Here is a 24,602-nt window from a genome sequence, read left to right as displayed (position 1 = left end):
GTGAAAAAGTGAAAGAGTGAAAAGGTGAAAAAGTTTAAATGACCGAACGCAATGCGCGAATCGGGCATCGTCACGACATCTCCGTGTCCCCGCGTCTCCTCTTCCCCGCGTCCGCCCTTCTCCTTTTCTCCTTTTCTCCTTTTCTCCTTTTCTCCTTCTCTCCTATACTCCCATTCTTGTACTTCCACTTTTTCACCTTTGCACGTTTTCACCTTTTCACCCGCTCTCCCCTTCTCCCCTTCTCTTCCCCACTACGGTAAAGTATCCCTATGACAACGGCGATCGTTCATCACCCCATTTATGAAAAGCACGACACCGGCCCCGGCCATCCGGAAATGCCGGAGCGCTACCGCGTCGTCGTCGATGCTTTGCAGGCAAGCGAGAATCTTTGGAATTCCCTCAAGGAGATCACGCCCGAAAAGGCGTCGCAGGGCTTGATCCAGGCGGCTCACTCGAAAGAGCATTTCAAGCGGGTCGAGGGAGCGTTCGCAAATGGGCTCGAACGGCTCGATGCCGATACGACCATCTCGATGCAATCCTTTGACGCCTCGCTCTTTGCAACGGGCGGAGCCATCGCCGCGGTCGATGCTGTAATGCAGGGCGAGGCTCGGAATGCATTTGTCGCTGTTCGCCCGCCCGGCCACCATGCGACCGCCGAGCATGCGATGGGCTTTTGCATCTTCAACAACGTCGCCGTCGCCGCCCGCTATGCGCAAAATCGCTATAAGGAGATCGACCGTGTTGCTATCGTCGATTGGGACGTGCACCACGGCAATGGAACTCAGGGCATCTTCTATACCGACCCGACCGTCTTCTTTTTCTCGATGCATCAATATCCGTGGTATCCCGGAACCGGTGCCCGCGGCGAAACCGGCCACGGCAAGGGCCTCGGCTCCACCTTAAACGTTCCGGTCAAGGCATTCACAAAGGCCATGGACCAGAGGTCCGGCTTTGACGCGGCGATCGGCGAGATCGCTTCAAAGATGAAGCCCGATCTGATCTTTCTCTCCGCCGGTTTTGACGGGCATCGCACCGACCCGCTCGGCCAGCTTCAGCTTGAGGATCCGGATTTTTCGGCGATGACGCGGACGATGATGGAGTGGGCAGATGAGGCCTGCGGCGGCCGCCTCGTCTCCTGCCTTGAGGGCGGCTACAACCTTGAAACGCTCGGGCCGACCGTCCGCGAGCACGTCGCAACACTTTCCCGGCCTAATTGATTAACGCCGCGAATCGATGTGTGATAGTATTCCTCAATCCCAGAGAGATTTTCCCGGAGCAGTGACTTTTATGCCGGATGTTGAAACGATTTGCGTCCAATGTAAAGAGACCTTTCTTTTCACCGAAAAGGAACAGGAGATCTTTTACCAGCGGAATTTGATGTCGCCTCAGCGATGCGCACGCTGCCGGTCAAAAAAGGCCGCCGCCAGCGAGGACGCTCCAAAGCGGTATGAAATAGTCTGCGACAACTGCGGCAAGCACGACCGGGTGCCGTTTCAGCCGAAGGTTGGCCGGACAGTTCTCTGCCGCGAGTGCCACGAGGCTAGCCGCTCGCGGGCACGCTTTGCCTGAAGCTTGATCCAATCTAACCCAGAAGAGGTGATACCCGATCCTTATGAGCTTTGAAAACGTTATCTACGAATTGAACGGCCACGTTGCCACCATCAAATTGAACCGTCCCGATGCACTTAACGCTCTTTCTTCGGGACTCGGACGCGATCTTCAGGCCGCGATAATCCAGGCGTCCAACGAGGGCGCGCGGTGCATCGTTTTGACCGGCGAGGGCCGCTCGTTCTGTGCCGGCGGCGACCTCCGCGAGATGCAGCAGGTCGGGCAGGCCGAGGGCCGCATTGAAGCATTTCTCGATGCCCCGCTGAAGACACTGCATGAGCTGATCAAGCTGATCCGCAATACACCCGTGCCATTCGTTGCCGCAGTCAATGGAGTTTGCGCCGGAGCGGGAGTCAATCTCGCACTTGCCTGCGATATCGTCTTTGCCGCTGATGACGCCGCCTTTCGCCAGGCATTTGTCCGCATCGGGCTTTCGCCGGATTGCGGCGGTACGTTCTTTCTCCCGCGGGCAGTTGGCGAAAAGATCGCGACCGAGCTTTTCATGACCGGCGATTCTCTCTCAGCCGAACGGGCAGCCCAGCTCGGCATGGTCAATCGGCTCGTCCCGGCCGCCGAACTCGTCCAGCAGACCCAGGAATTCGGGGCAAAGCTCGCCGCCGGCCCGACCGGTTCTCTCGGACGCATCAAACGGATGATGAACGCGACTTTCTCAAACAGCCTCTTCCAACAACTCTCGCTCGAAGCGGAATGCCAGCTCGAATCGGGCCAGTCCGCCGACTTCCGCGAAGGGGTCACCGCGTTTTTCGAAAAGCGGCCGCCGCACTTCACGGGACACTAAACTCTTTATAACTTACTGAAATCTCATAATTTAAAGCCGGGTAATTGCCTGGCTTTTTTCTTTTGTTTTGGGTTCATTCGGATAGCTGGCGGCATAATTTCCTCTCGCGATTTGACACCGGCCGAGCCATAAAATATCCTTCTTGCAATTGAAACTCATTTTCAATAGATATTTACATGAATACGATATCAAACGATCTTTATCCTAGTCCCGACTCCAAGCTCAGGAGTCTCACGGCCCGTTTGCTCACTGTCACACTCATCGTCGTCTCGCTTGCAGCAGCTGCTTTCGGGCAGTCAACGGCAAATGCCGATTCGATGCGCGTTGCTGACGCGAACGGCTCGCCGATCGCCGGAGCCCTTGTCTCGGCAACCAACTCTGCAGGAAGCACTCGGGTAAACGCGGTCACGGGCACCGATGGCCGCTTTTCTTTCACCGGTATTCGCGGCCAGGCGGTCATCGTGGTTTCTGCCGAAGGCTTTGCCCGGACCGAGCGGCGAATCGAACTTCCGGCCGAGTCCGGGATCGAGATAGTGCTCTATCCTCAGCCGGTCGCGGCCGAGGTGATGGTCTCGTCAACGTATCTCGCTGGAACGGCCGCGAGCCTCGATGAAGTCCCGGGCGCGGTGGAACGGCTCGACCGCCGAACGCTCGAGTCCGCTCGCGTTTTTGATTTTTCAGAGGCTTTGCGTAAGATCGCCGGCGTCCACGTCCGCGATGAAGAGGGCTTTGGCCTGCGACCAAACATCGGCATCCGCGGAACCAATCCGACCCGCTCGACCAAGGTGCTCTTGCTTGAGGACGGGCTGCCGCTCGCCTACGCACCATATGGCGACAGCTCTTCTTATTACCATCCGCCGATCGAACGTTACGCCGAGGTCGAGGTACTCAAAGGTTCAAGCCAGATCGTTTACGGCCCGCAGACCATCGCCGGTGTGATCAACTACATCACGCCGAACCCGACCGAAAAGCCGAGCTTCGGCCTTAAATTATTGGGCGGCAACCGCAATTATTTCAATGGGAGCGTCTTCGGCAGCGGGACGATCAAGAGCACCGGCATTTTCGCCAATTACGCCCGAAGGCAGGGCGACGGGGCACGCGAGAATATCAATTCCCGCCTCGATGACACCTCCGTCAAGATCGTCCAGACGATCAACGACCGCAATGCGCTGACGTTCAAATTCAGTCACTACGGCGAAGATTCGAACGTCACCTATTCGGGCCTGACCGAGGCAGAATATGCCGCCAACCCGCGGCAGAACCCCTTCCGCAACGACTTTTTCTACGGCGACCGCTTTGGAACTTCGCTTTCACACTCGGCCGTGCTTTCAGCGGCTGTAACGCTTACGACGAACGCCTATTACAATGTTTTCCGCCGTCACTGGTGGCGGCAATCCTCGAACTCCGGCCAGCGGCCGAATCGGCTAAACGTCGACCCCGACTGCCTTTCGATGGCCGACCTGAACACGACCTGCGGCAACGAGGGCCGGCTTCGCAAATTCGATACTTACGGCGTCGCCCCGCAGCTGACCTATCAATACAGCTCCGGGAAGGGCTTCCGCGGTGAGCTTCAGATCGGCGGCCGGCTCCACTGGGAAGAGCAGAACCGCCGCCAGCTCAATGGCGACACACCGAATAACCGTGCGGGCGTTCCCTCGGAGATCAACATCCGCCGCAACTTTGCCTCGTCCGCTTTTGTTCAGAACCGTTTCGTCTTCGGCAAGTTTTCAGTGACGCCTGGCGTTCGCTTCGAGCGGATCGAGATCGAGCGGCGGAACCTGCTGACGAACCCGATCTCCGAAGGCCGGACGACGGTCGAAGAGATCATTCCCGGTATCGGCTTCGCCTATTCGGGCCTCCCGCGGACGACCATCTTTGCCGGCGTTCATCGCGGATTCTCGCCGCCTCGGGCCGAGGACATCATCTCGAACTCGGGCGGCGTTGTTGAGCTCGACCCCGAGCGGAGTTGGAACTACGAGGCCGGAATTCGCACCAATCCGATCCGCGGGCTTCGGCTTGAGGGCACTTTCTTCCGCCTCGATTACCAGAATCAGATCGTTCCGGCGAGCATTGCGGGCGGCATCGGCGCTGCACTGACCAACGGCGGCGAGACGCTCCAGCAGGGCATGGAGTTCAGCGGTAGGCTCGATACCGACGCATTCTTCGCTTCGCGTCATAACATATTTATTCGAACGGCGCTTACTTGGCTGCCGGTCTCAGAGTTTCGCGGCACGCGGCTTAGCTCGATAACCAACTCCGGCATCCTGAATTCGTTCTGCCCGGCATCGCAACGAATCAGCCTGACGCGGTGTTCGATCACCGGCAACCGGCTTCCCTACACACCGGAAACAACGGCAACAACCAGCCTCGGCTATTCGCACGCCAAAGGTTTTCATGCATTCATCGAGAACGTTTACGTCAGCCGCCAGTTCGGCGATGACCTTAATGCTTTCGCACCGACGGCCAACGGCCAGATCGGCCCGATTGGTTCGCAAACCTATTGGAACGCTACCGCCAACTACAAGGTCGAGCGATGGAAAACGACGTTCTTCGTAACGGCGAAAAACCTCGGCGACAAAACGCTCATCGTTGACCGCACACGCGGCATTCTCCCGTCGATGCCGCGGCTCGTGCAGGCCGGCATTAACGTCACGTTCTAACGGGCAAACAGGATCCACTCGATGGAAATCGGCTTTCCTAAAATGCTAGATTTGAAAAATATTATGTTTACAAAGATCCTGCTATTTTTCGCGGCGGCCGCAATTGCCGCGGCCTCGATCGGATGCGGCGGCTCGACACAGTCGCCCTCGAACACGGCAAACAGCAATGCGGCAACCGGTCAGAAGCTCGTCGTCGCGCTCAAGCCGGACAAGAACCCGGACCAAATGATCGCCGAACGCGATGCGGCGGCGAAGTTCCTCTCGGAAAAACTCGGCCGGCCGGTCGAGGTCATCATCCCGCTCTCGGCCGCCGTGATTAACGAGGGCTTCTCGAACGGCACCATCGACCTCGGCTACCTGAGCGGCACCGACCTGATCAACGCCAAGGACGCCGAGCTTCTACTCGTCGGCGAGATCAACGGCAAGACGACCTACAAAAGCTACTGGCTTTCGCTAAAAGAAAAACCGTACGCGAGTGTTGCCGACCTGAAAGGCAAGCCGATCGCCTTCGCCAGCCGGACGAGCACTTCGGGCTATGTGATGCCGCTTTGGGATCTCCGCCAGAAAGGGCTCATCTCCGAGAAGGCCGACCCGGAAGAGTTCTTCGGTACGGGTAATGTCTTTTTCGGAACCGGCTACGTCTCGGCGGTCGAACGTGTCCTGAATGGCCAGGCCGAGGCCGCGGCAGTCAGTTACTACGTCCTCGATGAGAACAAACACCTCACCGAAGAGCAGCGTGCGAAGCTCAAAAAAGTGGCCGAGCAGGGCGACGTGCCGACGCACATCATCGCAATCCGCAAGAACCTGACCGGCCCGGAACGCGATAAGCTCAAGGCCGCATTGCTCGCGATGAACGAAGGTACAAACACCGAGCTTCGCGACAAGCTTTTCACGTCAAAGCTGGTCGAGGCCGAGCAGGAAGGCCACCTCAAGCCGCTCCGCGAAGCTCTTGCCACGCTTCCGAAATAAATGTCGGAAACCGCGTCGAACACTAGCCATACGGCCGTCCGAGTCAAGGGGTTAACCCTTGACCGCGACGGCCGAAGGCTTTTCTCCGAGATGTCCTGGAAACTCGCTCCGGGCGAACTCCTTGCCGTCACCGGGCCTTCGGGCGTTGGTAAATCGAGCCTAGTTTCGGCCCTCGCCGGAATGCTTGAACCGACCGCCGGAAGCATTGAGCGGCCCGCCGCCGTTAGTTCCGCGGGCATCGTTTTTCAGGACCTTCGGCTGACGAAAGAGCTGAGCGTTTTGACCAATGTGCTTTGCGGAAAGCTCGGGCAGTTCCCTTGGTGGCGGACTCTTTTCGGCTTTCCGGCAGAGGAAAAGCTGGCGGCTTTTCAGAAACTCGAAGAGCTTGAGATCGCCCATCTTTGCCACAAGCCCGTCCGCAACATCTCCGGCGGCGAGCAGCAACGGACGGCGATCGCTCGCGTTCTTTTTCAGGAGCCGGATGTGATCTTTGCCGATGAACCGACCTCGAACCTCGACCTTGCACTCTCCGAACGCGTGATGGCAATGCTCCGCCGCGAATGCAAGACCGCCGGCCGCTCCGCCATCTGCATTTTGCACGACACGGAGTTCGTCGGCCGCTATGCCGACCTCGAGCTTCGGCTCGGCCGTGAGTTTCCCGACGGATGGGAATTAAGGAGGGTCGCGGATACCGCAGCATGACCGCCGTGCCTCCAAAACTCTCGTGGCGTGAACGCTTTACGGCCTTCCGAGCGACGCTGCTGCTCTTTGCCGTGGCCGTCGTGATCTCGCTTCCGGCCCTTCGCGGTTCGGGCCGCGATCTCGGCTATATCGAGAACCTTCGCCGCTTTGCCTCGCAGTTCTTTCCGCCCGATCTCTCCGTAACGCCGCAGGTCCTTTCCGCCCTCGGCGAGACCATTCAGATCGCCGTTATGGCGACGGTGATCGCGGTCCTCGTCGCCTTGCCGCTCGCCGCCGCGGGTTCGCAGACCGTCGCCCCAAAGTGGCTCAATATCGGCACCCGGATGGTGCTCAATGTTATCCGCACGCTGCCGTCGCTCATCTGGGCACTTGTTGCCGTCGCAGTCGTTGGGCCGAACCCGCTCGCGGGCGTTATCGGCTTGACCTTCTACAGCATCGGCTATCTCGGCAAGTTCTTTAGCGACGCCTTCGAATCGGTCGAATCTTCCGTCACCAACGGGCTCAAGATGCTCGGTGCAAATCCCGTCCAGGCGTTTCAATACGGCATGCTCCCGCAGCTCAAGCCGCTCGTTATGAGCCATGCCCTCTGGATGCTTGAATACAACATCCGCTCGGCGGCGATCATCGGCTATGTCGGTGCCGGCGGCATCGGGCTCCTTCTTCACAGCTATCAGGAATTCGGGCAATGGGACCGCTTCGCGACCGTTCTCCTTTTCATCTTGATTCTTGTCACAACGCTCGACTTCTTCGGCGAGTGGCTCCGCGGAAAGATCGTCCGCACCGATCAGAAGATCACCTAGCCGACCCGCCTTCGCCGAACATTTTCACCCCTTCACTGATTCCTTAAACGCTGCAGTTTCGCGTCTATATTAGAGGCATTGGAAATTTAGACCCCGTTGCTCCAATATAGCGTTTTATGCAGCCGCTCACTAACGGACAACTCATCCGCGGCAAACGTGATTTTCGCCATCTGCTGGCCGGGCAGTTCGTCTCGGAACTCGGCAGTTGGTTCAATTTTATCGCGGTGCTCGGGCTTGTCCGTGTGATGTCTGATGCTTCGCCGATGGCGGCCGGGATCATCTTCGTCTGTCGGCTTGTGCCGATGGCGCTCCTCGCCCCGATCGCCGGCGGCCTTGCTGATCGCTTCTCGCGGCGGCAGATAATGCTCTGGACCGACCTCGCCCGTGCCGGGGTCGCTTTGCTTCCGCTCTTTATCGTAAGCCGCGATGATCTCTGGATCGCGTATATCGCGACTGCTCTGTTATCTGCGTTCAGCAGTTTCTTTGACGGAGCCAAGAATGCCGCAACGCCGAACCTGACCGGCAAGGACGGCCTGCTCGCGGGCATGGCTTTGATGTTCTCGACTCGCTTTCTGCTGATGGCGGTCGGCTCGGCACTCGGCGGCTGGGCGGCGGCTGTCTTCGGCTACGAGATATCGTTCATCATCAACGCCATCTCGTTTCTCCTCTCGGCATACACGGTCTGGCTGATCCCGGAAGAAGCCGTCCGCGAAGCCGCGACCGCGGAAACGCGGCCCGAGACGACCTTCATCGGCGAGATCCGCGAGGGGCTCGTCTATACGGTCAAGAATCATTTCGCGTTGACGATACTCTTGCTCAACGTCATCTGGGCCACCGGCGGCGGTGCTATCAACATCGTCTTTGAGCGGATGGGCGGCGTTTACTTTGCCGAAAAGGACGCGTGGAATCCGGATATGGCCGTCGGCCTTCTCTGGACGGCAGCCGGGCTCGGGCTCTTTCTCGGGATGATGCTAGCCCGCCGGGCAAGTGTTTATTTTGACCGCAAGGGCACGAACCGGCAGTTCATCGGCTGGGCGCTGATCATCCACGGCGTGCTCTTCGCCATCGGCGGATTGATGCCCGCATTCTGGCTGCTGCTCTTTTTCACCTTTATTTCGCGGGCGATAATTGGCGTGGAATATGCGGTGCAGGAGACGATGTTCCAGCGAAGCCTGCCGGACTACATTCGCGGCCGCATCTCGACTCTCGACCGCGGTGCCGAGCTGACGATGTACGGGCTGACGACCTATCTCGCGAGCCTCGCCGTCTATGCCATCTCGCCGCAAACTCTGACGGTCATCTCCGGCTTGCTTGCCGGCTCGGCGGGGATCGTCTGGTTTCTGCGGACGCGGCCAAACGCCGGCGGCCCCGAGATCGAAATGCTTACCGGTTCCGCCGAACCCGTCAAGCCGTGATGATGACTGCTTTTGTGCCGGTGAGTTCGGAAAAGTCTTTGGTGTAAACGGCTTCGACCTTGCGGATCGGGTTGATCGTATCGACCAGGTCCTGGGCGGTGACAAAGCCGGATTCGACATGGGCAACCGCCAGCTTGCGATTGTGGCTCGCGGTACCAAGAAGATCGGCAACGAGCTGAAGGTATTGCGACTTTGTCTCGACCGGCATTCCGAGCGTTCCGGCCCGCATCGCGTCGAGCTCCGGCCAGAAATCACTGCCCTCGCGAAGCCATTCTTCCTTCCATATCAGATCCTCCGGATAACCGGTCCGCGAAGCAGAGCGTGCCGGCGGGAGCCGAAGAAAGAGTAGGTCGGTGCGGCTCTCGGCGATGAATTCCTTTACCCGCTGATTTTGGCATGTGTTCGTCTGGCCGTTATTGACGGGCGCCGGAAGCGTATTCCAGAAACGGCGGAATGCGTTCGAGAGCGGTTGCCGCAGATCGCCGTTATCGTCATTAAACGAGCGGGCGTAGTCGCCGACCGACATAACGAGGCTCGCGGCAATTGCGAAGGAGAAGGGCGATTCGAGCCGGTCGATATTTCTCCGGGCATTGTCGAACCACCACGAATCCGTCTCGCTAAACCAGGTGCGGAGTGCCGGGTTGCGAAGCCGATGACCGGGGATATATATGTCTTCGAGAACCGTGTTCAGATCTTCGTCGGAAAGCCGTTCGTTGTTGTTTTGAATCGCAGCGACCGAGCGAGTCCAGGCCGAGCGAAGCACATCATTTGAAAGCACGCGAACGCCGTGGCGTTTCATATAAGTGCCAAGCAACGGATCGGCCGCGAAAGGCATTGCCAGCGAGCTAAATTTGAGCCGCCGAAGGACATTCAGGTCAAAGCCAAGCCATCCGGCCGGAAGGGTCTTTGTGTGGAGCATCATACCGCCTATCGGAGCATCCGAACACCGAAAAGACTACTATAACAGCCGCCGCGACTATTTCGCGAAGACCTGCGAGAGGTCGTTGAACCCTTTGAACTCAAGCGCGTTGCCGCTCGGGTCCATAAAGAACATCGTCGCCTGCTCGCCAACCTCGCCTTCGAACCTGATCTTCGGTTCGATGACGAATTCGACGCCTTTCGACCGCAGACGCTCGGCAAGCTCGCGCCATTCTGCCATCGGCAAAACTATCCCAAAGTGCGGCACCGGAACGTGATCAGCATCTACCTCATTACGCACCGCAACTCCGCCGCCCGCGGGCGAAAGATGCGTAACGATCTGATGCCCGTAGAGGTCGAAATCGATCCACGTCTCCGAACTCCTGCCCTCGGGGCAGCCAAGAACGCCGCCGTAAAATTCGCGTGCGGCCGCTAAATCATCGACCGGAAATGCCAGATGAAAGATCGTTGCCATAAATATATTTCCGCCGGTCAGACGCGTTTCGCCATCTGCCGGATCGCCCCAAAGTGGTATGCCGAATGTGCGATGATCGCGATCGCCTCGCCGATCCGGTCCGGCTTCCATTCTTCGACCGCCGCAAGTCTTTCCACCGCCGATCGATACGACCTCTCAACGCTAGAGCGAAGCGCCGTCCACTCATCTTCATTTACCGTCTCGATAAGCCAACTGTCTTCCCAATTGACCGGTGCCGTCCGCCCCTCGATGAACTCGATCAATCGATCGACGTAGAATTTCAGGTGCTCGGTGTGGGCCGCGATGGTCGTGCTCTCGAAGGTCTGCGAAGCTTGTTCGGCGTTGACCGATCCAAGCGTCGTCAGCACACCAACGCCGCGGTCGAGGTAAATGCTTCCCTCGCTGCCGGGCGAGCCTTCAAAGGTCTCGCGAAGAACCAAGAGAAGGTCGCGGACAAGGTCCTCACCGCTGATATTGTAATTTGCCTCGTTCATTTATACTTATTTGTTCAACCATCGTGAACGAAAGGATAACAGAATTTACCGAAGCCTTTGCCGAAGCACTCGAGGCAGGCACCTTCGTCAAGCTTACACTTGGGAATTATAAGGGCACGGACGAACATCTGCAAAAGATATTTCTCCGCCGGATAACGACCCGTAAGGGCGAGCGGATGCTTTTTCAGTATCGCTACGATATGCGCGACGTCGTAAAGAACTACGACCTCGCTGAGGCTCGCGAACGGCTCGTTAAGTATCTCGGCTCGGGATTTCGAAATTCACACCTCTTTACGACTGAAAGTGACCTTCAGCTTGATATCGGCAAGCGAAACGCCCGGCTCAACAAAGGCAAGCCGACCTTTCGAACGCTTCCTCAAAAGCGTCACGACCGCGAGAAGGACCACCTTGTCGACCCCGGCTCTGAGTACCTCCGAGCGCTCGGCATCTCGACTGAAGACGGAAAGATCCGCTCCGACCAACGCGATAAGTGGAAGCAGATCAATAAGTTCGTTGAGGTGGTTGACGGCCTGATCGAGCGCTCGGGCCTAAAAGGAAAAAGCGAGATATCGGCGGTCGATATGGGCTGCGGCAAGGGTTACCTGACCTTTGCACTCTACGACCATCTGGTCAACAACCGCGGCATCGCGGCATCGATAACAGGCATCGACCGCCGGGCTGACCTGATGGAAACCTGCGATGGAGTCGCGAAAGCATGCGATTTTGAGGGGCTCGCGTTCCGCATCGGCGACATTGCCGGGGCCGAGATCGGCCGGCCGGACATCGTCATCGCACTTCACGCCTGCGATACGGCGACCGACGATGCTCTTGCCCAGGGCGTTGAGGCCGAGGCGAGTATTATCGTCGCTGCCCCTTGTTGTCACCAACAGGTGCGGAAGCAGCTCCGTCCGCCTGATGAACTTGCCGAGATATTGAAGCATCCGGTCCTTCTCGAGCGAACGGCCGAAACCCTGACCGACGGCCTCCGCTCGATGCTGCTTGAAAGCCGCGGCTATGCGACAAAGCTTTTCGAGTTCGTCGCCACCGAACACACGCCGAAGAACAATATGCTCGTCGCCGTAAAAGAACGCGGACGTGTACCCGAAATGGCTTATGCCGCCGCCGAGCTAATGGACCGATATGGGATAACCGAGCAACGACTTGCTTCGTTAACTTTAGATTAATTCTCACAATAAATATCCCGATAGGGAATAAAATCGGTCACACGCCAGCATCACTCGATCGAGAAGCAAAACCGAATCAGATCGCACCTAACGTCCTGGGATGACCGCCGGTACGTAGGGCGGAGCTTTGCCTTAATGATGCAGATCGGGTTCTTTGTCTCTCGCCAATTTCGATAGACGAAAAAAAAAAGGAGATTTTCAATGAGAATGACAAGAATGTTGGTTTGTTCTTTGTTTGCAGTACTCTTCCTTCACGGTTCTTTCTCGACAGCCGTTGCTCAGGAAAAAGTATCTGGCGAGCTCGAGGTGGGCTTGCAAGGCCGAAACCGAGCGATAAATATCGATCGCCCCGGCAGATACGTTCTTCGCAACGACCTCCGAGTAGGTTCAGGCGATGCGATAACGATCCGCTCTTCAGATGTGACCCTAGACCTGAGAGGCTACGCCGTAACCACTGGAAGTCCCGGTACGGGGACCGGGATAAGGATCCTCGGAGCAAGCGGGGTCGAAGTTAAGAACGGCATTGTCGGAGGTTTCAATATGAACGTGACCGTGGCAGATTCCTCGAACGTCAATGTTCACAGACTTCAGATCTCGGGCCGCGGCCTCGCACCAAACAACGGTCCGAGCGAGATCGGCATCGTGATATTGCAGAGTCGCGGCGTGTTTGTTTCTCGCAACAACATCTCGTCGGTCAACCTCGGCATCTTTGTCCGCGGCGGCAACGCTACGGGCAACCGCATCTTTGAGAATGTTATTGTAGGCGGAGCAACCGCCAGCAGTAACCTGCTTGGCATTTGCTACAATCCCGCACCAAACGCCGGAGAAGAAGGGCCACGAGGCGACAACATCTATAATAACCACGTGACGCGTTACGGTTACGCCTTCGCGATCAGCAGCGGATCGATCTACAACGTTTTCAATGAAAATGTATCAGCATCGTTCTTGGGCGAGTTTCGCGAACCCGGGGCGATCAACACGAACGGCGGTACTAACGTTTCCGAAGGAAACATCGCGGTCGTCATCCCGCAGACCGATCTACCAAACTAGCGTTGGGGAAAAAGGGCTGCCCTTTTCCGGGGCCGCCCTTTTTTCCGCGTTCGGCTCGTGACGCGGTCAATTCAGCCTGAATGACGGAAGAACGATCTCGTCGATCGGCCGCTCGGCACCCGGTAGCGTGATGCAAAAAATTGCATAGACCTCACGGCCGCGGTTCGCGATCCAAAACCGGCCACGCACGTCGCCCGCGGTGAACGACTGGTCATAACCGGGCAAGCCGGCGTAGGTCATTTTCTTCTCTTGACCCATTTTGAGCTTCGTCGGGTCTAAGAGGCCGGATGTGTCGACTTTCAGCTCTTCGACGATCCCGTCGCGAAATCCGCGGAAGAAGATCAGCAGGTCTGCCTCGGCGTCCTTCTCGCTGATCGCTACGTCCGACTGTCTGGTGAAGACGACAACACCTTCGGTCGAAGCGGCAGTAAAGATCGGATAGCCCTCGGACGTATCCATTTCGGGCTCGGCCGGCATCGCAAGTGAGACCTTGCCGTCAAGAACGGTAAAGACCTTCCAACCTGCGGGCAGGGCGCCCTGTGCATTTACAACAGCGGAGATCCCAAGAAGCATCGCCAGAACGGCGAAAAGATGTGAAGTTTTCATTTGATGTATCGGCCAGCTCGGTGCCCGGCCTGAAGCGGATGATAGCTGAATCCCCACCCGCACGCAATAGAAAAGGCCCGGACTTTCATCCAGGCCTTGCACAAAATCTTCGGTGCGAAATTAGAAATCGAATGTGAACCCGACGACGTTCGCATTGCCGATATTGAAACCTTCGACAAATGCATCCGTCTCAAATACCGCATTAAGAGCTGCGGCCGCCTCCGAGCGAAGCGTCACACCGACACCGGCGATCGAGACGAACGGGCCGTTCACCGAGATTTGAGCATTGCTCAGGTCCAGATTAAAAAGCGGAATCCGACCGACAACAGAACCGTTGGCCGATGCCAGTCCGGTCAAGAGCGGTTGAGCACCAGTGGTGTCGATCGCAAACCGTTCTATCTTAACTGCGGCCGTCCCTCTTTCGAAGATCAAGCCGCTTGAGTGAAGAATTTCGCCGCGAAGCGTCTCGGAATCAAGCGTCGCTCCGGTGATCGGGAACGTTGCAACGCCGCGGCGTATCCTGATCCGCGTCGACGACATTACGTCAATGTTCAGCGACTGGGCCGCGAGTACAAAATCGTTGCTCAGTCGGACCCTGGTATTCCCAGCCGGAAAATTGATTTGTCCGTCAAAATTACCGACGGCTTCGTTTTTCGTTGTCGAGTTCGGGTCGAAACCCTCTTCGGATTTCTGTGCGCTCACAGCCGAGATGGCAAACAGAAGTGTAAAAAATGCAAGAAATGTTCTCTTCATTATCGATCCTCCTTGAAAGATTGGTTTAGATTGTTCCCCAACGTCTTCGAGGCGGCATCGCCGTCGGATTCAATATTTCCACAAATTTTCTTTTGGTTTTGCCCGCCCGTATTCCGCTCTTCGCCCGCTGCCCGGTTTTCTTTGACAAATCAGGTCATTCGCAGGTATCCTTTATGTTTGTCTTTACTAATAGGCAGGAAACCGTAATGAAACCTGAAATACATCCGAAATACGACGAGATCACGGTCGCGTGTGCCTGTGGGCATTCGTTCAAAACGCGGTCCACAATGGGCGAGGAACTCCACATAGAAATTTGCTCGGAGTGCCACCCGTTCTTTACCGGCAAGCAGAAGCTTGTAGATACGGCCGGGCGCGTTGACCGCTTTAACAAGCGTTATGCCCGCGGGGCACAGGCCGCGAGCTAAAAGGCGAAGGTAAAGCTCTGGAGAACCCGAGAAAACACCTTTACTAGAACAACATTGACCGACGCCCGTTCGCGCCGAACGCTTTCCGTGTGGCAACCCGCACAAAAAGCAGGCTTAAAAGAACCGGGCGTCGTTTTCGTTTGCGGCCCGGAGCAACGTCCGGAGGAGAGCAGTATGACAAGCAAGAAAGCGTTCGCTCGCAGACTCACCCGCTTCATCCATACCGTTTTTGCGGTGGAGCGAGACCTGATCGTCGGCGGCCAGGCCGTTATGGAAGGCGTGATGATGCGTACGCCCTCGGCCTATGCGATCGCCTGCCGCAAGCAGGACGGCACCATAATCACGACCGCCGAGAGTCTGCCAAAGTGGAGCGACAAATATAGGTGGCTCAACATTCCCGTGCTCCGCGGCGGGGCGACGCTTATCCAGACGATGGCTCTCGGCATCAAGGCGTTGAACTTCTCGGCAAAGGTCTTTGAAGATGACCAGCGGGCGCAGGAAGAACTGACGAAAGAAAAGGCGTTCGAACTCGAAGCCGCATTGGCCGAAGGAACGGCCGACGAGAACTTTACGAAGTCCGGTGCCAAGGTCACAATGCCGAAAAAGCAAGCGAAAGAAAGCGGAGGAAGCTCGGCGAGCACGATCGGCTCGCTGATCTTCGCCCTTGGCTTCAACATCCTTCTTTTCGTCGTCGCACCGCTTCTGCTTACGAACGTCGCGTTCATCGCCTTCGGCTGGGCCGAGGCACCGGTCATACCGCCCGATGCGGGTTGGTGGACAAATATTTACGCCTACATCTGGGAAACGAAGCCGCACTCCTGGATCGCCTTCAACCTAGTTGACGGTATCGTCCGCATGGTCTTTTTTGTTGCGATGATCTGGTCGATGTCTTACATGCGTGACATCCGCCGCGTCTTCGAGTACCACGGAGCCGAGCACAAGACGGTCTATGCCTGGGAGAAAGGGCTCGACCTTACGCCAGCGAATGCGGCCGAGCAGCGCCGTCAGCATCCTCGCTGCGGAACGTCGTTCCTAATGGTCGTGATGCTAGTTTCGATCGTGCTTTTCTCGGTGATCGCCTTTGAACAGACGTGGCTTAATCTCGTGGTTAGGATCGCTCTGATGCCGCTCGTCGCCGGGCTTTCATATGAGGTGATCCGCTATGCGGCGAAAAAAGAATCGGGCCCTATCTTTAAGTTCATGACGCTGCCGGGTATTTGGCTGCAGAACATCACAACGCAGGAACCAGACGATGAACAGCTCGAGGTCGCAATTACTGCGCTCAACGAATCGCTGAAGCTCGAACCCGCTACTTGAAATTAGCCATTGAGGCCACCGAGTAGATAACCAGTGCATTCAGTCTTCTCTGCGAACTCTGTGATCTCTGTGGCAGAAATCTTATGCTTGAAAAGCTTGTACAGATCGAAAAGAACTACGAAGAGCTGACCGAACAGATCTCGTCGCCCGAGTTCATGTCGGATATGCAGCAGTATGCGAAGCTGATGAAACAGCACCGCATGCTCGGCGAGATCGTAGAGAAATACCGCGAGGTAAAGAAGCTGAGCGAAGGCCTCGCCGGGGCCAAAGAGCTTGCCGAGACCGCCGATGACGAAGAGATGCGGGCAATGGCCGAGCTTGAGATCGCCGAGATCGAAGAAAAACTCCCGCCCGCCGAAGAAGAATTGAAGTTTCTCCTTCTCCCGAAAGATCCGAACGACGAAAAGAACGTAATTCTTGAGATCCGTGCCGGGACCGGCGGCGACGAAGCGACGCTCTTTGCCGCGGAAATGCTCCGGATGTATGCCCGCTACGCCGAGCGGCAGGGCTGGCGGATGGAGATAATGGAAACGGCCGATACCGGAGTCGGCGGCATAAAAGAAGCCATCGCGATGATCGAGGGCGACAACGTTTATTCAAAGCTCAAATACGAATCCGGCGTCCACCGCGTCCAGCGCGTCCCGCAGACCGAGACCCAAGGACGCATCCACACCTCGGCCGTGACGGTCGCCGTTCTCCCCGAGGCCGAGGAAGTTGATATTCAGGTGAACCCGAACGACCTTCGGGTCGATACGTTCTGTTCCTCGGGCCCGGGCGGGCAATCGGTGAATACGACCTATTCCGCCGTCCGGCTTACGCACTTGCCGACCGGCCTCGTCGTTTCGATGCAGGACGAAAAATCGCAGATAAAGAACCGCGAAAAGGCGATGCGCGTCCTGCGGGCACGGCTTCAGGAGATGGAGGAGCAAAAGCAGCAGGCCCTGCTCTCCGCCGAACGCAAATCGATGGTCGGGAGCGGCGACCGCTCGGAGAAGATCCGAACGTACAATTTCAAAGAGAATCGCGTTTCGGATCATCGCATCGGGCTGACCGTTTACCAACTCGACCTTGTGATGGAAGGGCAGATCGACGAATTTGTCGAGGCTCTCAGAACTCACTATCAAACGGAAAAATTGAAGGCCGAAGCAACTGGATAGAGCAAAGTGGCAACCACAAGGCTATACCTGATAAGACATGGGCAATCTGCCGGAAATGCCGAAGGGCGTTTCGGCGGACACGGCCCGACTCCGCTTTCCGATCTTGGAAGGCGGCAGGCCGAGGCGACCGCCCGGCATTTGGCTGATGAAGGCGTCTCGGCGATCTATTCGAGCGATCTTCACCGTGCGGTCGAGACGGCATCGGAACTGGCACGCATCACCGATCTTGAAGTACGGCCGACCGAAGCATTTCGCGAGCGGCACGTCGGGGTCCTCGAAGGGCTGACATTTGATGAGTCCCGCGAACATCACCCGCGGGATTATTATGCGCTCGTCAACCGCGAAGTGCATCACGTTATCACTAAAGGCGAGAGCTATTCGCAGCTCCTCGACCGTACAAAGAAAAAGCTCTGGGATATAGTTCGCCAGCACGAAGGCGAGCGGGTCGCTATCTTTTCCCACACGGGTGCGATCTGTTTCATGACGCTCCACCTGATGGGTGCGATCAACCGCCGGACGCAGCGAACACCCTGGATCGTCACCTCAAATTGCGGCATCAACCGCTTCGAGATCCGCCCGCGGCGTAACATCCGCGTCCTCGCCATCAACGACACCCGCCACCTCCTCGACATCACCGGCAACGATTCCTTCGCCGCCCGCTGACAGCCCGCCATTGCTTGACTAATTGCGGATTCTGTTCAAGAATCCCGTCTATCCCCTTTTAGACCTTCCGAGAATAGGAGTCTACCTTTATGATCTCAAAGTTATTTGTTTCCGCCCTGTGCGTTCTTTTGTTCACGGTTTTCGCGTCCGCACAGGTCGATGATGTAAGCGAGGCCACCGGACTTCCTATCCCGATCGGGCAGCCGGTTATTTACGGCCAGGTCACGATCTCGAACCTTCCGAGAGACCAAAGGAAGCCGACCGTTTGGGTCTATCTTTTCAGCGGCGGAGCTCAACTCGATAAACGCCAGACCCGCAACGACTATTTCTACTTTCTCCAGGCACCGAGGAACGGTCAAACCCTCGTTTTTGAGGTTGACGGTCGCGAAGCCGGGCGGTCCGTCATCTCGTCAGGTATTAGTAACCGGGTTCGCCAGGACGTGACCATCGACTGGCGTTCGCTTTATGGCGCCCCGGCCAATGAGCCGGCGGGCGTCGTATCGGTTCGTGATGGTTACACACGCAGCCCGGCCAATGACAAGTTTTTCTCCGACGCCCTTTCACAAATAAAAAAGAACGAACTTGACGAGGCCGCTAAGCTCTTCGGGGAGATCACAAAAGCAGATGACAAGGACCACGAGGCGTTCATGATGCTTGGAACGGTTCTGATGACACAGAAGAAATACGAGGACGCTACCGCTGCATTTGAGCGGGCGATCGCCCTGAAGCCCGGCTATGAAAAGGCTCTGACGAATTATGGCTCGATGGCTCTCGGCCAAAAGGATTTCGCAAAGGCAGAAGAGCTTCTAAAGCGTGCGGTTGCCGCTGACCCAAACTCGGCAGATGCGAATCATTACCTCGGGGAAACTTATCTCCAAACCAAACGCGGTTCACTCGCGGTCAGTTTTCTCAATAAAGCGATTGAATTGGCACCCGTAGCGAAGGCAAACATCCATCTTCGGCTCGCCGCTCTTTATGATGCCGCCGGACTAAAGCCAAGAGCGGCCGACGAATATCGAGCATTTCTTGAGAAGGTCAAGGATCACCCTGATCGCCAGCGTCTTATAAAATATATCGAACAAAACGGGACGAAATAGAGAAAGGCCGGGAAGCAAGCTTCCCGGCCTTTGATCGCTCGGACCCAAAAGAGCCCAAACGCCTAGAACTGATAACGGAATCCGAACTGCATTCGACGCGGGTTACCTTGAGTACCGCCGAAGATTCGGCCAAAGTCACCAGGAGCGTCACCGAGTTCAGGATCCTGCGGAAGGCCGTAGCTCGAACGTGTGACGTTCGTTACCGCAAAGTACTGAACATTCGTTACGTTGAAGACCTCCCAGCGGAACTGGAATTTGTGCTTCTCGTTCCATGGCATCGTTATGCTCTTCTGGAGACCCATATCGAGTGTCTGATATCCCGGAAGCCGCAGGGTATTCCGCTCACCCGTTTCGCCCGGTCGAGCGTTGCGGATAGAGTTGAAAGCCTGCTGAGGATTGGCAAAGTAATTCTGCGTGTTGCGAACTACGCCGATCTCGAAAGGAGCGATCCTGGTTCCGTTCGATTGAACGTTCCAGTTGGTCGCCCACTGGGCCTGGTCGAACGGCGTCGATAGCGGCTGACCGGTGTTCCACCGGTAAATACCGCGTAGCGACCAACCACCGACAATAGCGTCAACTACCGAATTCATGTCGCCGAAGAACATTTTTCCGCGTCCGATCGGAATATCGAAGAGGAAGTTGGCATTGACGACATGCTGCGAGTCGAAGTCCGAAAGCGAGTAGTTGTCTTCCGGACGAAGCGGGTTCAGAAGGAACTGTCCGCCGTACGAACCGTCGGTCTGAAGGCCTGAAACGTCGTCCATCGACTTCGACCAGGTGTAGTTGATGTCATAGCTCAACGTCTGCCCAAGCCGCTGCCGGAGCGAGAACGTCGCACCATGGTAGTTCGACTTCGCGAAGGTCCCATAGGCCGAAAATGCAGCGTACTGTGGATGGAAGAAGAGATTCGTCTGCCCATTCCTACCCAGATCGTCGATCAGGAGCTGAACGAAGGTCCAGTCGAGAATGTCGAAGCCGTTCCGGTCGATCAGGTTGTAGACACCCTGTGTCGAGGTCGTTCCGGGTGCCCCGAAGAGCCCGACCGCATCGAACAGGTTCTCGAAGTACGGAATTGCCTGGACGTTCAGGATCGGCGTATTTGCGGCACGGAGGTCATGCAGCATTCCTGCAGCAGTGTACCAATCCATTCCGGATACCGGATCAACAAGATTGTTGAGAGCCATAACGTCACGCGTTCCGAACAGATTGCGTGCCGAACGGCCGATATACGACGCCTCAAAGTAAAGTCCCTTGGGAAGCTGACGTCCCCATGAAACATTCCACGAATAATGCTGCGGCGAAACGATCGTAGAATCGAGAGAGGTTTCGATACGCTGTGCCTCATCGGCCGGCGTATCGAACCGCTGCAGCGGGGGCGGAATGCCCGGAAGAGCACGAATGTCTTGTCCAAATCCGGTGAAGAGTGGAGCCGGATTTGTCGTAACATTGTACGTATTTGCCGCGATGGTCGTGTTGGAAGTGAAGCCGATCGTTGAAAGTCCGTCAAAGCTTACCGCCAACTGCCCACCGAAGTAGTCATTCGAGATACCGAAGCCGCCACGGATAACGGAATCGTTTTCTTTACCAAAGATCGCTCTCAGGAACTTGTTCTCAAAGTTCGGCGACCATGCCGCGGCGATACGCGGCTGCCAGTTGTTCCAGTCCATGCTGTAGAAGCCCGGACCATTATTCGCGGGGCCACCGAGAACAAAATTAACGAGTTCGTTATTTGCTACACCTGAAGCAGCAAACCGCGCGCGGCGCTCAAGGATGTCGCCGAGCGGTGTCGCCGGAACGACCTGGAAGCCGTTCTTTTCATAAACCGGACGGCTAAGGGCATAACGAAGGCCCATCGTAAGAGTAAGGCCGCGATTGACCTTCCAGACGTCCTGAATATAGGCGTCGTATTCCTCAGTTGCAAACTTACGATTCGAGGGCGTACCTGACGGAAGCGGATTCCCATCAAGATCGAACGTAAAGTTGCCGCTGTACTGCGAGTAACGGCCGATCAGGGCCGTTGCTGCCGCCTGCACCGATGCTACACTTCCGCCTGCGATCGTGTAGCCAGCGTTTGTGATCTGCTGATTCACTACCGCACCCGATGAAGCGTAGAACGACGGGTTTGTGACCGCGGCGTCATAAGCCGACGCGAAGGTCGAACGAATGTTGCGGATAAAGCGGATGTTTCCACCAAATTGGACCGTGTGGTTGTTCTTGATCCACGTAAAGTCGTCCGTAATATTGTTCACCGGCGTGATCCGGGTGAGCGTCCGAGCATACAGCACCGGAGCGAAAACGAACCGGAAACTGATATTGTTGTCGGATGAGTCGCCCTGCGTGCTGAATGCCTGCCGGGTGAAGCCATAGCGGAAGTTGTTGACCATCGATGGGCTGATCGTCCAATTGTGGCCGATGACGAAGCCTGTCGGGTGACTCCAAAGCGAGGTCGCTGCAGTGTCAGGAAACGCCGAAACCCCAGCCGTGTTGTCCCACTGATAATTACCGCGGAAGAAAATCTGCTGTGAATCGGTCGGGTTCCAGTCAAAACGAGCGATGTGTGTGTTCTCTTTCACCGTGGTCGGCGCATTGAAAAGAAATCCACCGGTGTTGATCCCATCCCCGATGATGGTGTTGTTTGATGCGTAGCGCGACGCCGCCGAGCCGAGAACATTGACCGCGATCGGGTTGATGCCGACCTGATTGTAGATCGCGTTCAGTTCTGCAAGCTGAAGGACGCACTGTCCGCCTGCATTACAGCTCGGGCCCGTTCCGTTGAAGCGAAGCTCGCCGCTTCCGAGGTGTGCGAGCGGCACAACACGGTTGACCGGAGCCTCCTGCTTCTGGTACTGGCCCTCGTAGGAATAAAAGAAGAACAAACGATCTTTCTTGATCGGTCCACCTATCGAGCCGCCGTAAACATCACGTGCGAGGCTCGGACGCTCAACGCCGGCAAGATTGTTAAAAAAGTCGTTTGCCGAACCGAACGTCGGGCGATTGAACCAAAATGCCGAACCGCGGAATTCGTTCGTTCCACTCTTTGTTACGAGCGAAACCTGAGCACCGGACGATCGGCCCTGATTGGCATTCGCACCAACGGTTGTGATGCGGAACTCTTCGACCGATTCAGTCGTTGCACGAAGTGCAGAACCCTGATCGGTGTCACCGCCGCCGGCACGTCCACCGGTCTGCTGGTCGTTGATGTCAACGCCGTCAAGCGTGATGTTCGCCTGGTCACTGCGTCCGCCGGCAACATAACCGTCGCGGGTAACACCCGGCTGGAGAGCCAGCAGGTTGTTCACCCGACGCAGGTCGGTCGGAAGTTCCGTGATCTGCTCGGAGACAAAATTGTTTCCGATCGTTGCATCCTGAGTGTTTATCACTGCCTCGATCGAGTTTGCAGTGACGTCAACTACGACCGACACATCGCCCGGTTCGAGAGCGAGGCTATAGTCGCTCGACGAGTCAACGGTCGCCTGAATATCAGACTTGACAAGCTTCTTGAAGCCACTCGCCTCTATCTCGATGCGATAAGTAGCCGGAGCAAGTCCCGGAAAAGTAAACCGTCCGTTCGACGCCGAAACAGCTGACCGGGTAAGTCCGGTCGCCGGGTTCGAAATTGTAACCGTAGCACCTGGAACGACAGCGCCTGTCTGATCCACTACGGTCCCCGATACAGTACTTGTACCGGTCTGGGCGAACGCTGCTCCCGCAAAGGCCATAAATAGCCCGAGCGAGAGAACCAAGCGAAACGCCCGAAATCCCATATTACTTAGTTTCATGGTTCCTCCTAGTAAAGAATTTGTAAAGGACTGTCCAATCTTCGGAACAAGTCGGGAGTTATTGTTTTCCGATTGGAAGGCAATTCGACGACCTCAATCGACGCACGAACCGTGCCAACGCGGCTTCCAGTCGGAGGTCAGCACCATTTTGGCTCAAAACCCAACTAAACTCCCTGTTCGCAGGGAGTTAGCATCATCGGGCCGATACTGGCTTGTACGTGTGGTCGATAGCGAACTTGACTGATTTAATCAGAAATTCAGGTTTTATTCAAATTTTCGGACTTTTCATTATTATGAGAGTCGTGCCGCGATGGCCTTGGCTGCGGTCGCCCCCATGCCGGTTGCGGTCGAAATTGTTGGGGAAACTGGATTAGCCACGTCGCCGCAGGCATAGATCATCGGCTCAGAGGTCAAGCACGTCACATCGACCTGAACATAGCCCGAAACGTCAAGCTCCACCAGGCCTCGTAGTAGCTCAGAGTTGGGCTTGAATCCGATACGGATCAGCAGAAGATCTGCCATGATCAAATCCGGGCCTTCCGGGCCGGAAACCTCAATTCCCTCAAACCTCTCTTCGCCGAGGATCTTCGTAACATAGGTTTCCGTGATCAATTCGACGTTCTTCGCCGATCTTGCACTCTCAAGAAACTCCGCCCTCGCCCGAAACTCACGGCTCCGATGGACGACCGTCACCCGCTCGGCAAACTCGCTTAGCAAGACCGCATTTTCGATCGCAGCATCGCCGCCGCCGACGATGACAACATGCTTCCCCGGTGCCTCTTCCCGCTGCCCCGCACCTGACCGCAAAACGCCCTTGCCGACAAATTCGTCCTCACCCGCAAGCCCGAGCCGCCGCCGGCTAAGCCCTGTGGCGAGTATCACCGCCCGAGGGCGAAACTCCTCTCCTCCCGCGGTCCGTAGGACCAGAGGATCCGCGGAAACCGATTCGACACGCGTTCCGAATTCCCGGCGGAATGCGAATTGCTTTTCCCACTCCAGAAGCTTCGCGGCGAACTCGCGTCCGTTCGCCGCCGCGAGGCCCGCGTAATTCGCGATGGGGTTGTTGATCGAATGAAGCTGTCCGCCGGGCTGCTCGCTTCCCTCGATCAAAACCGCCGAAAGGCCGAGGTCCGAGCACCAAGCCGCGGCCGAGAGGCCCGCCGGCCCGCCGCCGATAACGACAATATCGGGTGTGCTTTCCATAGTTTGCTCGGGTCGTTCCATTAACTTCGCTAGAGGTGCTTTGCCGGTTTATGTCATCCGGCCATTGACAGAATTTGTCACTTTGGCGGCCTGCGAGGCGTTCCCGCAACTCCCCGCAATCTTCGCAAAGCCCTTTAATGACTACATTCTAGGCTCGCATCGGCCCGAATCAAAACCGAGACGCCCCGCTTGCAGGCTGGCACTGTAATTGCTTTTGAATCTCCTTCGCCAGTGGGTTTACCATCTCCGGTACCCGGCCTCCCAAGACCGCACCGCTCAAACTTCTGCATAAAAATTTGGCACAAGAGGCTTATGATCTTAGAACAAGAATCCGCAGTCGCACCCAACACTCTGACCGAACAAACACCTTTCGTTAGCTCGCCGGGCGACCTGTTTTCCGAGGCCGAAGACTACCTACGGCAAGGCATTCGGAACGCACAGGCCGGCCACCGCAACGAGGCCCGAGTCGCTCTTCTCCGCTCGGTCGAACTCAATCCCGGCTCTGAGAATGCCTGGCTCTGGCTCGCT

22 protein-coding genes are annotated in these 24,602 nt (G+C 56.7%); 15 read left to right on the top strand and 7 right to left on the bottom strand.

Features of this window, described 5'->3' with window-relative positions; genetic code table 11:
* The first annotated feature begins 269 nt into the window (after window positions 1–269).
* The 8 genes from IPM21_08960 to IPM21_08925 all read left to right on the top strand — a co-directional run bounded on the left by IPM21_08960 (window position 270) and on the right by IPM21_08925 (window position 8,953).
* The gene (locus tag IPM21_08960) at window positions 270–1,217 is read left to right on the top strand and encodes a histone deacetylase (GenBank protein ID MBK9164029.1); all 948 of its coding nucleotides are present in this window, start codon (window positions 270–272) and stop codon (window positions 1,215–1,217) included.
* A 70-nt stretch (window positions 1,218–1,287) separates the two neighbouring features.
* Window positions 1,288–1,569 (top strand): zinc-ribbon domain containing protein, encoded by a 282-nt coding sequence (locus tag IPM21_08955; GenBank protein ID MBK9164028.1) that lies wholly within the window; start codon window positions 1,288–1,290, stop codon window positions 1,567–1,569.
* A gap of 43 nt (window positions 1,570–1,612) precedes the next feature.
* The gene (locus tag IPM21_08950) at window positions 1,613–2,407 is read left to right on the top strand and encodes an enoyl-CoA hydratase/isomerase family protein (GenBank protein ID MBK9164027.1); all 795 of its coding nucleotides are present in this window, start codon (window positions 1,613–1,615) and stop codon (window positions 2,405–2,407) included.
* Between the two features lie 176 nt (window positions 2,408–2,583).
* Window positions 2,584–5,067, top strand: coding sequence for a TonB-dependent receptor plug domain-containing protein (locus IPM21_08945; protein ID MBK9164026.1), 2,484 nt, complete (start codon window positions 2,584–2,586; stop codon window positions 5,065–5,067).
* Window positions 5,068–5,130: 63 nt separating this feature from the next.
* Window positions 5,131–6,036: a phosphate/phosphite/phosphonate ABC transporter substrate-binding protein gene (locus tag IPM21_08940; GenBank protein MBK9164025.1), complete on the top strand. Its 906-nt coding sequence runs from the start codon at window positions 5,131–5,133 to the stop codon at window positions 6,034–6,036.
* Window positions 6,037–6,738: an ATP-binding cassette domain-containing protein gene (locus tag IPM21_08935; GenBank protein ID MBK9164024.1), complete on the top strand. Its 702-nt coding sequence runs from the start codon at window positions 6,037–6,039 to the stop codon at window positions 6,736–6,738. It abuts the gene before it with no gap.
* The gene (gene phnE, locus IPM21_08930; GenBank protein MBK9164023.1) at window positions 6,702–7,538 is read left to right on the top strand and encodes a phosphonate ABC transporter, permease protein PhnE; all 837 of its coding nucleotides are present in this window, start codon (window positions 6,702–6,704) and stop codon (window positions 7,536–7,538) included. The genes IPM21_08935 and phnE overlap by 37 nt, the downstream gene beginning before the upstream one ends.
* A 116-nt stretch (window positions 7,539–7,654) precedes the next feature.
* A complete protein-coding gene (locus IPM21_08925; protein ID MBK9164022.1) occupies window positions 7,655–8,953 on the top strand; it encodes an MFS transporter in 1,299 nt (432 codons plus the stop codon).
* Here the strand turns inward: IPM21_08925 and IPM21_08920 are convergent.
* Genes IPM21_08920 through IPM21_08910 form a run of 3 tightly spaced genes read right to left on the bottom strand, consistent with a single transcriptional unit; the run spans window position 8,943 to window position 10,840 of the window.
* Window positions 8,943–9,875 (bottom strand): hypothetical protein, encoded by a 933-nt coding sequence (locus IPM21_08920; GenBank protein MBK9164021.1) that lies wholly within the window; start codon window positions 9,873–9,875, stop codon window positions 8,943–8,945. The genes IPM21_08925 and IPM21_08920 overlap by 11 nt on opposite strands.
* Window positions 9,876–9,929: 54 nt before the next feature.
* The gene (locus IPM21_08915) at window positions 9,930–10,346 is read right to left on the bottom strand and encodes a VOC family protein (GenBank protein ID MBK9164020.1); all 417 of its coding nucleotides are present in this window, start codon (window positions 10,344–10,346) and stop codon (window positions 9,930–9,932) included.
* Between the two features lie 17 nt (window positions 10,347–10,363).
* Window positions 10,364–10,840, bottom strand: coding sequence for a hypothetical protein (locus tag IPM21_08910; GenBank protein ID MBK9164019.1), 477 nt, complete (start codon window positions 10,838–10,840; stop codon window positions 10,364–10,366).
* A 23-nt stretch (window positions 10,841–10,863) separates the two neighbouring features.
* Here IPM21_08910 and IPM21_08905 point away from each other — a divergent pair, with 23 nt between their 5' ends.
* Window positions 10,864–12,024, top strand: a complete 1,161-nt coding sequence (locus IPM21_08905; GenBank protein ID MBK9164018.1) for an SAM-dependent methyltransferase — start codon at window positions 10,864–10,866, stop codon at window positions 12,022–12,024.
* Window positions 12,025–12,231: 207 nt separating this feature from the next.
* Window positions 12,232–13,074, top strand: a complete 843-nt coding sequence (locus IPM21_08900; GenBank protein ID MBK9164017.1) for a hypothetical protein — start codon at window positions 12,232–12,234, stop codon at window positions 13,072–13,074.
* A 66-nt stretch (window positions 13,075–13,140) separates the two neighbouring features.
* Here the strand turns inward: IPM21_08900 and IPM21_08895 are convergent, their stop codons facing one another.
* Together IPM21_08895 and IPM21_08890 are read right to left on the bottom strand one after the other, a co-directional pair.
* Window positions 13,141–13,680 carry a hypothetical protein gene (locus tag IPM21_08895; GenBank protein ID MBK9164016.1) on the bottom strand — a complete coding sequence of 180 codons (540 nt, stop codon included), beginning with the start codon at window positions 13,678–13,680 and terminating at the stop codon, window positions 13,141–13,143.
* A 120-nt stretch (window positions 13,681–13,800) separates the two neighbouring features.
* Window positions 13,801–14,433 carry a hypothetical protein gene (locus IPM21_08890; GenBank protein MBK9164015.1) on the bottom strand — a complete coding sequence of 211 codons (633 nt, stop codon included), beginning with the start codon at window positions 14,431–14,433 and terminating at the stop codon, window positions 13,801–13,803.
* 206 nt (window positions 14,434–14,639) lie between these two features.
* On the opposite strand from IPM21_08890, the gene rpmE reads away from it, so the two are divergent.
* The 5 genes from rpmE (at window position 14,640) to IPM21_08865 (ending at window position 19,092) form a co-directional block, all read left to right on the top strand.
* Window positions 14,640–14,858 (top strand): 50S ribosomal protein L31, encoded by a 219-nt coding sequence (rpmE, locus tag IPM21_08885; protein ID MBK9164014.1) that lies wholly within the window; start codon window positions 14,640–14,642, stop codon window positions 14,856–14,858.
* 174 nt (window positions 14,859–15,032) lie between these two features.
* Window positions 15,033–16,175, top strand: coding sequence for a DUF1385 domain-containing protein (locus tag IPM21_08880; protein ID MBK9164013.1), 1,143 nt, complete (start codon window positions 15,033–15,035; stop codon window positions 16,173–16,175).
* Between the two features lie 83 nt (window positions 16,176–16,258).
* Entirely contained in the window at window positions 16,259–17,332 is a 1,074-nt protein-coding gene (gene prfA / locus IPM21_08875; GenBank protein MBK9164012.1) for a peptide chain release factor 1, read from the top strand.
* Between the two features lie 6 nt (window positions 17,333–17,338).
* The gene (locus tag IPM21_08870; GenBank protein MBK9164011.1) at window positions 17,339–17,995 is read left to right on the top strand and encodes a histidine phosphatase family protein; all 657 of its coding nucleotides are present in this window, start codon (window positions 17,339–17,341) and stop codon (window positions 17,993–17,995) included.
* Between the two features lie 89 nt (window positions 17,996–18,084).
* Window positions 18,085–19,092: a tetratricopeptide repeat protein gene (locus IPM21_08865; protein ID MBK9164010.1), complete on the top strand. Its 1,008-nt coding sequence runs from the start codon at window positions 18,085–18,087 to the stop codon at window positions 19,090–19,092.
* 62 nt (window positions 19,093–19,154) lie between these two features.
* Here the strand turns inward: IPM21_08865 and IPM21_08860 are convergent, their stop codons facing one another.
* Together IPM21_08860 and IPM21_08855 are read right to left on the bottom strand one after the other, a co-directional pair.
* Window positions 19,155–22,871: a TonB-dependent receptor gene (locus tag IPM21_08860; protein MBK9164009.1), complete on the bottom strand. Its 3,717-nt coding sequence runs from the start codon at window positions 22,869–22,871 to the stop codon at window positions 19,155–19,157.
* Between the two features lie 291 nt (window positions 22,872–23,162).
* Window positions 23,163–24,074 carry an FAD-dependent oxidoreductase gene (locus IPM21_08855; GenBank protein MBK9164008.1) on the bottom strand — a complete coding sequence of 304 codons (912 nt, stop codon included), beginning with the start codon at window positions 24,072–24,074 and terminating at the stop codon, window positions 23,163–23,165.
* Window positions 24,075–24,602: the final 528 nt, after the last annotated feature.

It is taken from the genome of Acidobacteriota bacterium (assembly GCA_016716435.1).
Lineage (GTDB): Bacteria > Acidobacteriota > Blastocatellia > Pyrinomonadales > Pyrinomonadaceae > OLB17.
Note: the sequence above shows the minus strand (reverse complement) of the source record. Positions and strands in the feature narration are given on the sequence as shown.

Bases quoted from the DNA above. Each gene is read 5' to 3' on its own strand.
- IPM21_08960 (MBK9164029.1), top strand. From the start codon at position 270: ATGACAACGGCGATCGTTCATCACCCCATTTATGAAAAGCACGACACC.
- IPM21_08955 (MBK9164028.1), top strand. From the start codon at position 1,288: ATGCCGGATGTTGAAACGATTTGCGTCCAATGTAAAGAGACCTTTCTT.
- IPM21_08950 (MBK9164027.1), top strand. From the start codon at position 1,613: ATGAGCTTTGAAAACGTTATCTACGAATTGAACGGCCACGTTGCCACC.
- IPM21_08945 (MBK9164026.1), top strand. From the start codon at position 2,584: ATGAATACGATATCAAACGATCTTTATCCTAGTCCCGACTCCAAGCTC.
- IPM21_08940 (MBK9164025.1), top strand. From the start codon at position 5,131: ATGTTTACAAAGATCCTGCTATTTTTCGCGGCGGCCGCAATTGCCGCG.
- IPM21_08935 (MBK9164024.1), top strand. From the start codon at position 6,037: ATGTCGGAAACCGCGTCGAACACTAGCCATACGGCCGTCCGAGTCAAG.
- phnE (MBK9164023.1), top strand. From the start codon at position 6,702: ATGGGAATTAAGGAGGGTCGCGGATACCGCAGCATGACCGCCGTGCCT.
- IPM21_08925 (MBK9164022.1), top strand. From the start codon at position 7,655: ATGCAGCCGCTCACTAACGGACAACTCATCCGCGGCAAACGTGATTTT.
- IPM21_08920 (MBK9164021.1), bottom strand. From the start codon at position 9,875: ATGATGCTCCACACAAAGACCCTTCCGGCCGGATGGCTTGGCTTTGAC.
- IPM21_08915 (MBK9164020.1), bottom strand. From the start codon at position 10,346: ATGGCAACGATCTTTCATCTGGCATTTCCGGTCGATGATTTAGCGGCC.
- IPM21_08910 (MBK9164019.1), bottom strand. From the start codon at position 10,840: ATGAACGAGGCAAATTACAATATCAGCGGTGAGGACCTTGTCCGCGAC.
- IPM21_08900 (MBK9164017.1), top strand. From the start codon at position 12,232: ATGACAAGAATGTTGGTTTGTTCTTTGTTTGCAGTACTCTTCCTTCAC.
- IPM21_08895 (MBK9164016.1), bottom strand. From the start codon at position 13,680: ATGAAAACTTCACATCTTTTCGCCGTTCTGGCGATGCTTCTTGGGATC.
- IPM21_08890 (MBK9164015.1), bottom strand. From the start codon at position 14,433: ATGAAGAGAACATTTCTTGCATTTTTTACACTTCTGTTTGCCATCTCG.
- rpmE (MBK9164014.1), top strand. From the start codon at position 14,640: ATGAAACCTGAAATACATCCGAAATACGACGAGATCACGGTCGCGTGT.
- IPM21_08880 (MBK9164013.1), top strand. From the start codon at position 15,033: ATGACAAGCAAGAAAGCGTTCGCTCGCAGACTCACCCGCTTCATCCAT.
- prfA (MBK9164012.1), top strand. From the start codon at position 16,259: ATGCTTGAAAAGCTTGTACAGATCGAAAAGAACTACGAAGAGCTGACC.
- IPM21_08865 (MBK9164010.1), top strand. From the start codon at position 18,085: ATGATCTCAAAGTTATTTGTTTCCGCCCTGTGCGTTCTTTTGTTCACG.
- IPM21_08860 (MBK9164009.1), bottom strand. From the start codon at position 22,871: ATGAAACTAAGTAATATGGGATTTCGGGCGTTTCGCTTGGTTCTCTCG.
- IPM21_08855 (MBK9164008.1), bottom strand. From the start codon at position 24,074: ATGGAAAGCACACCCGATATTGTCGTTATCGGCGGCGGGCCGGCGGGC.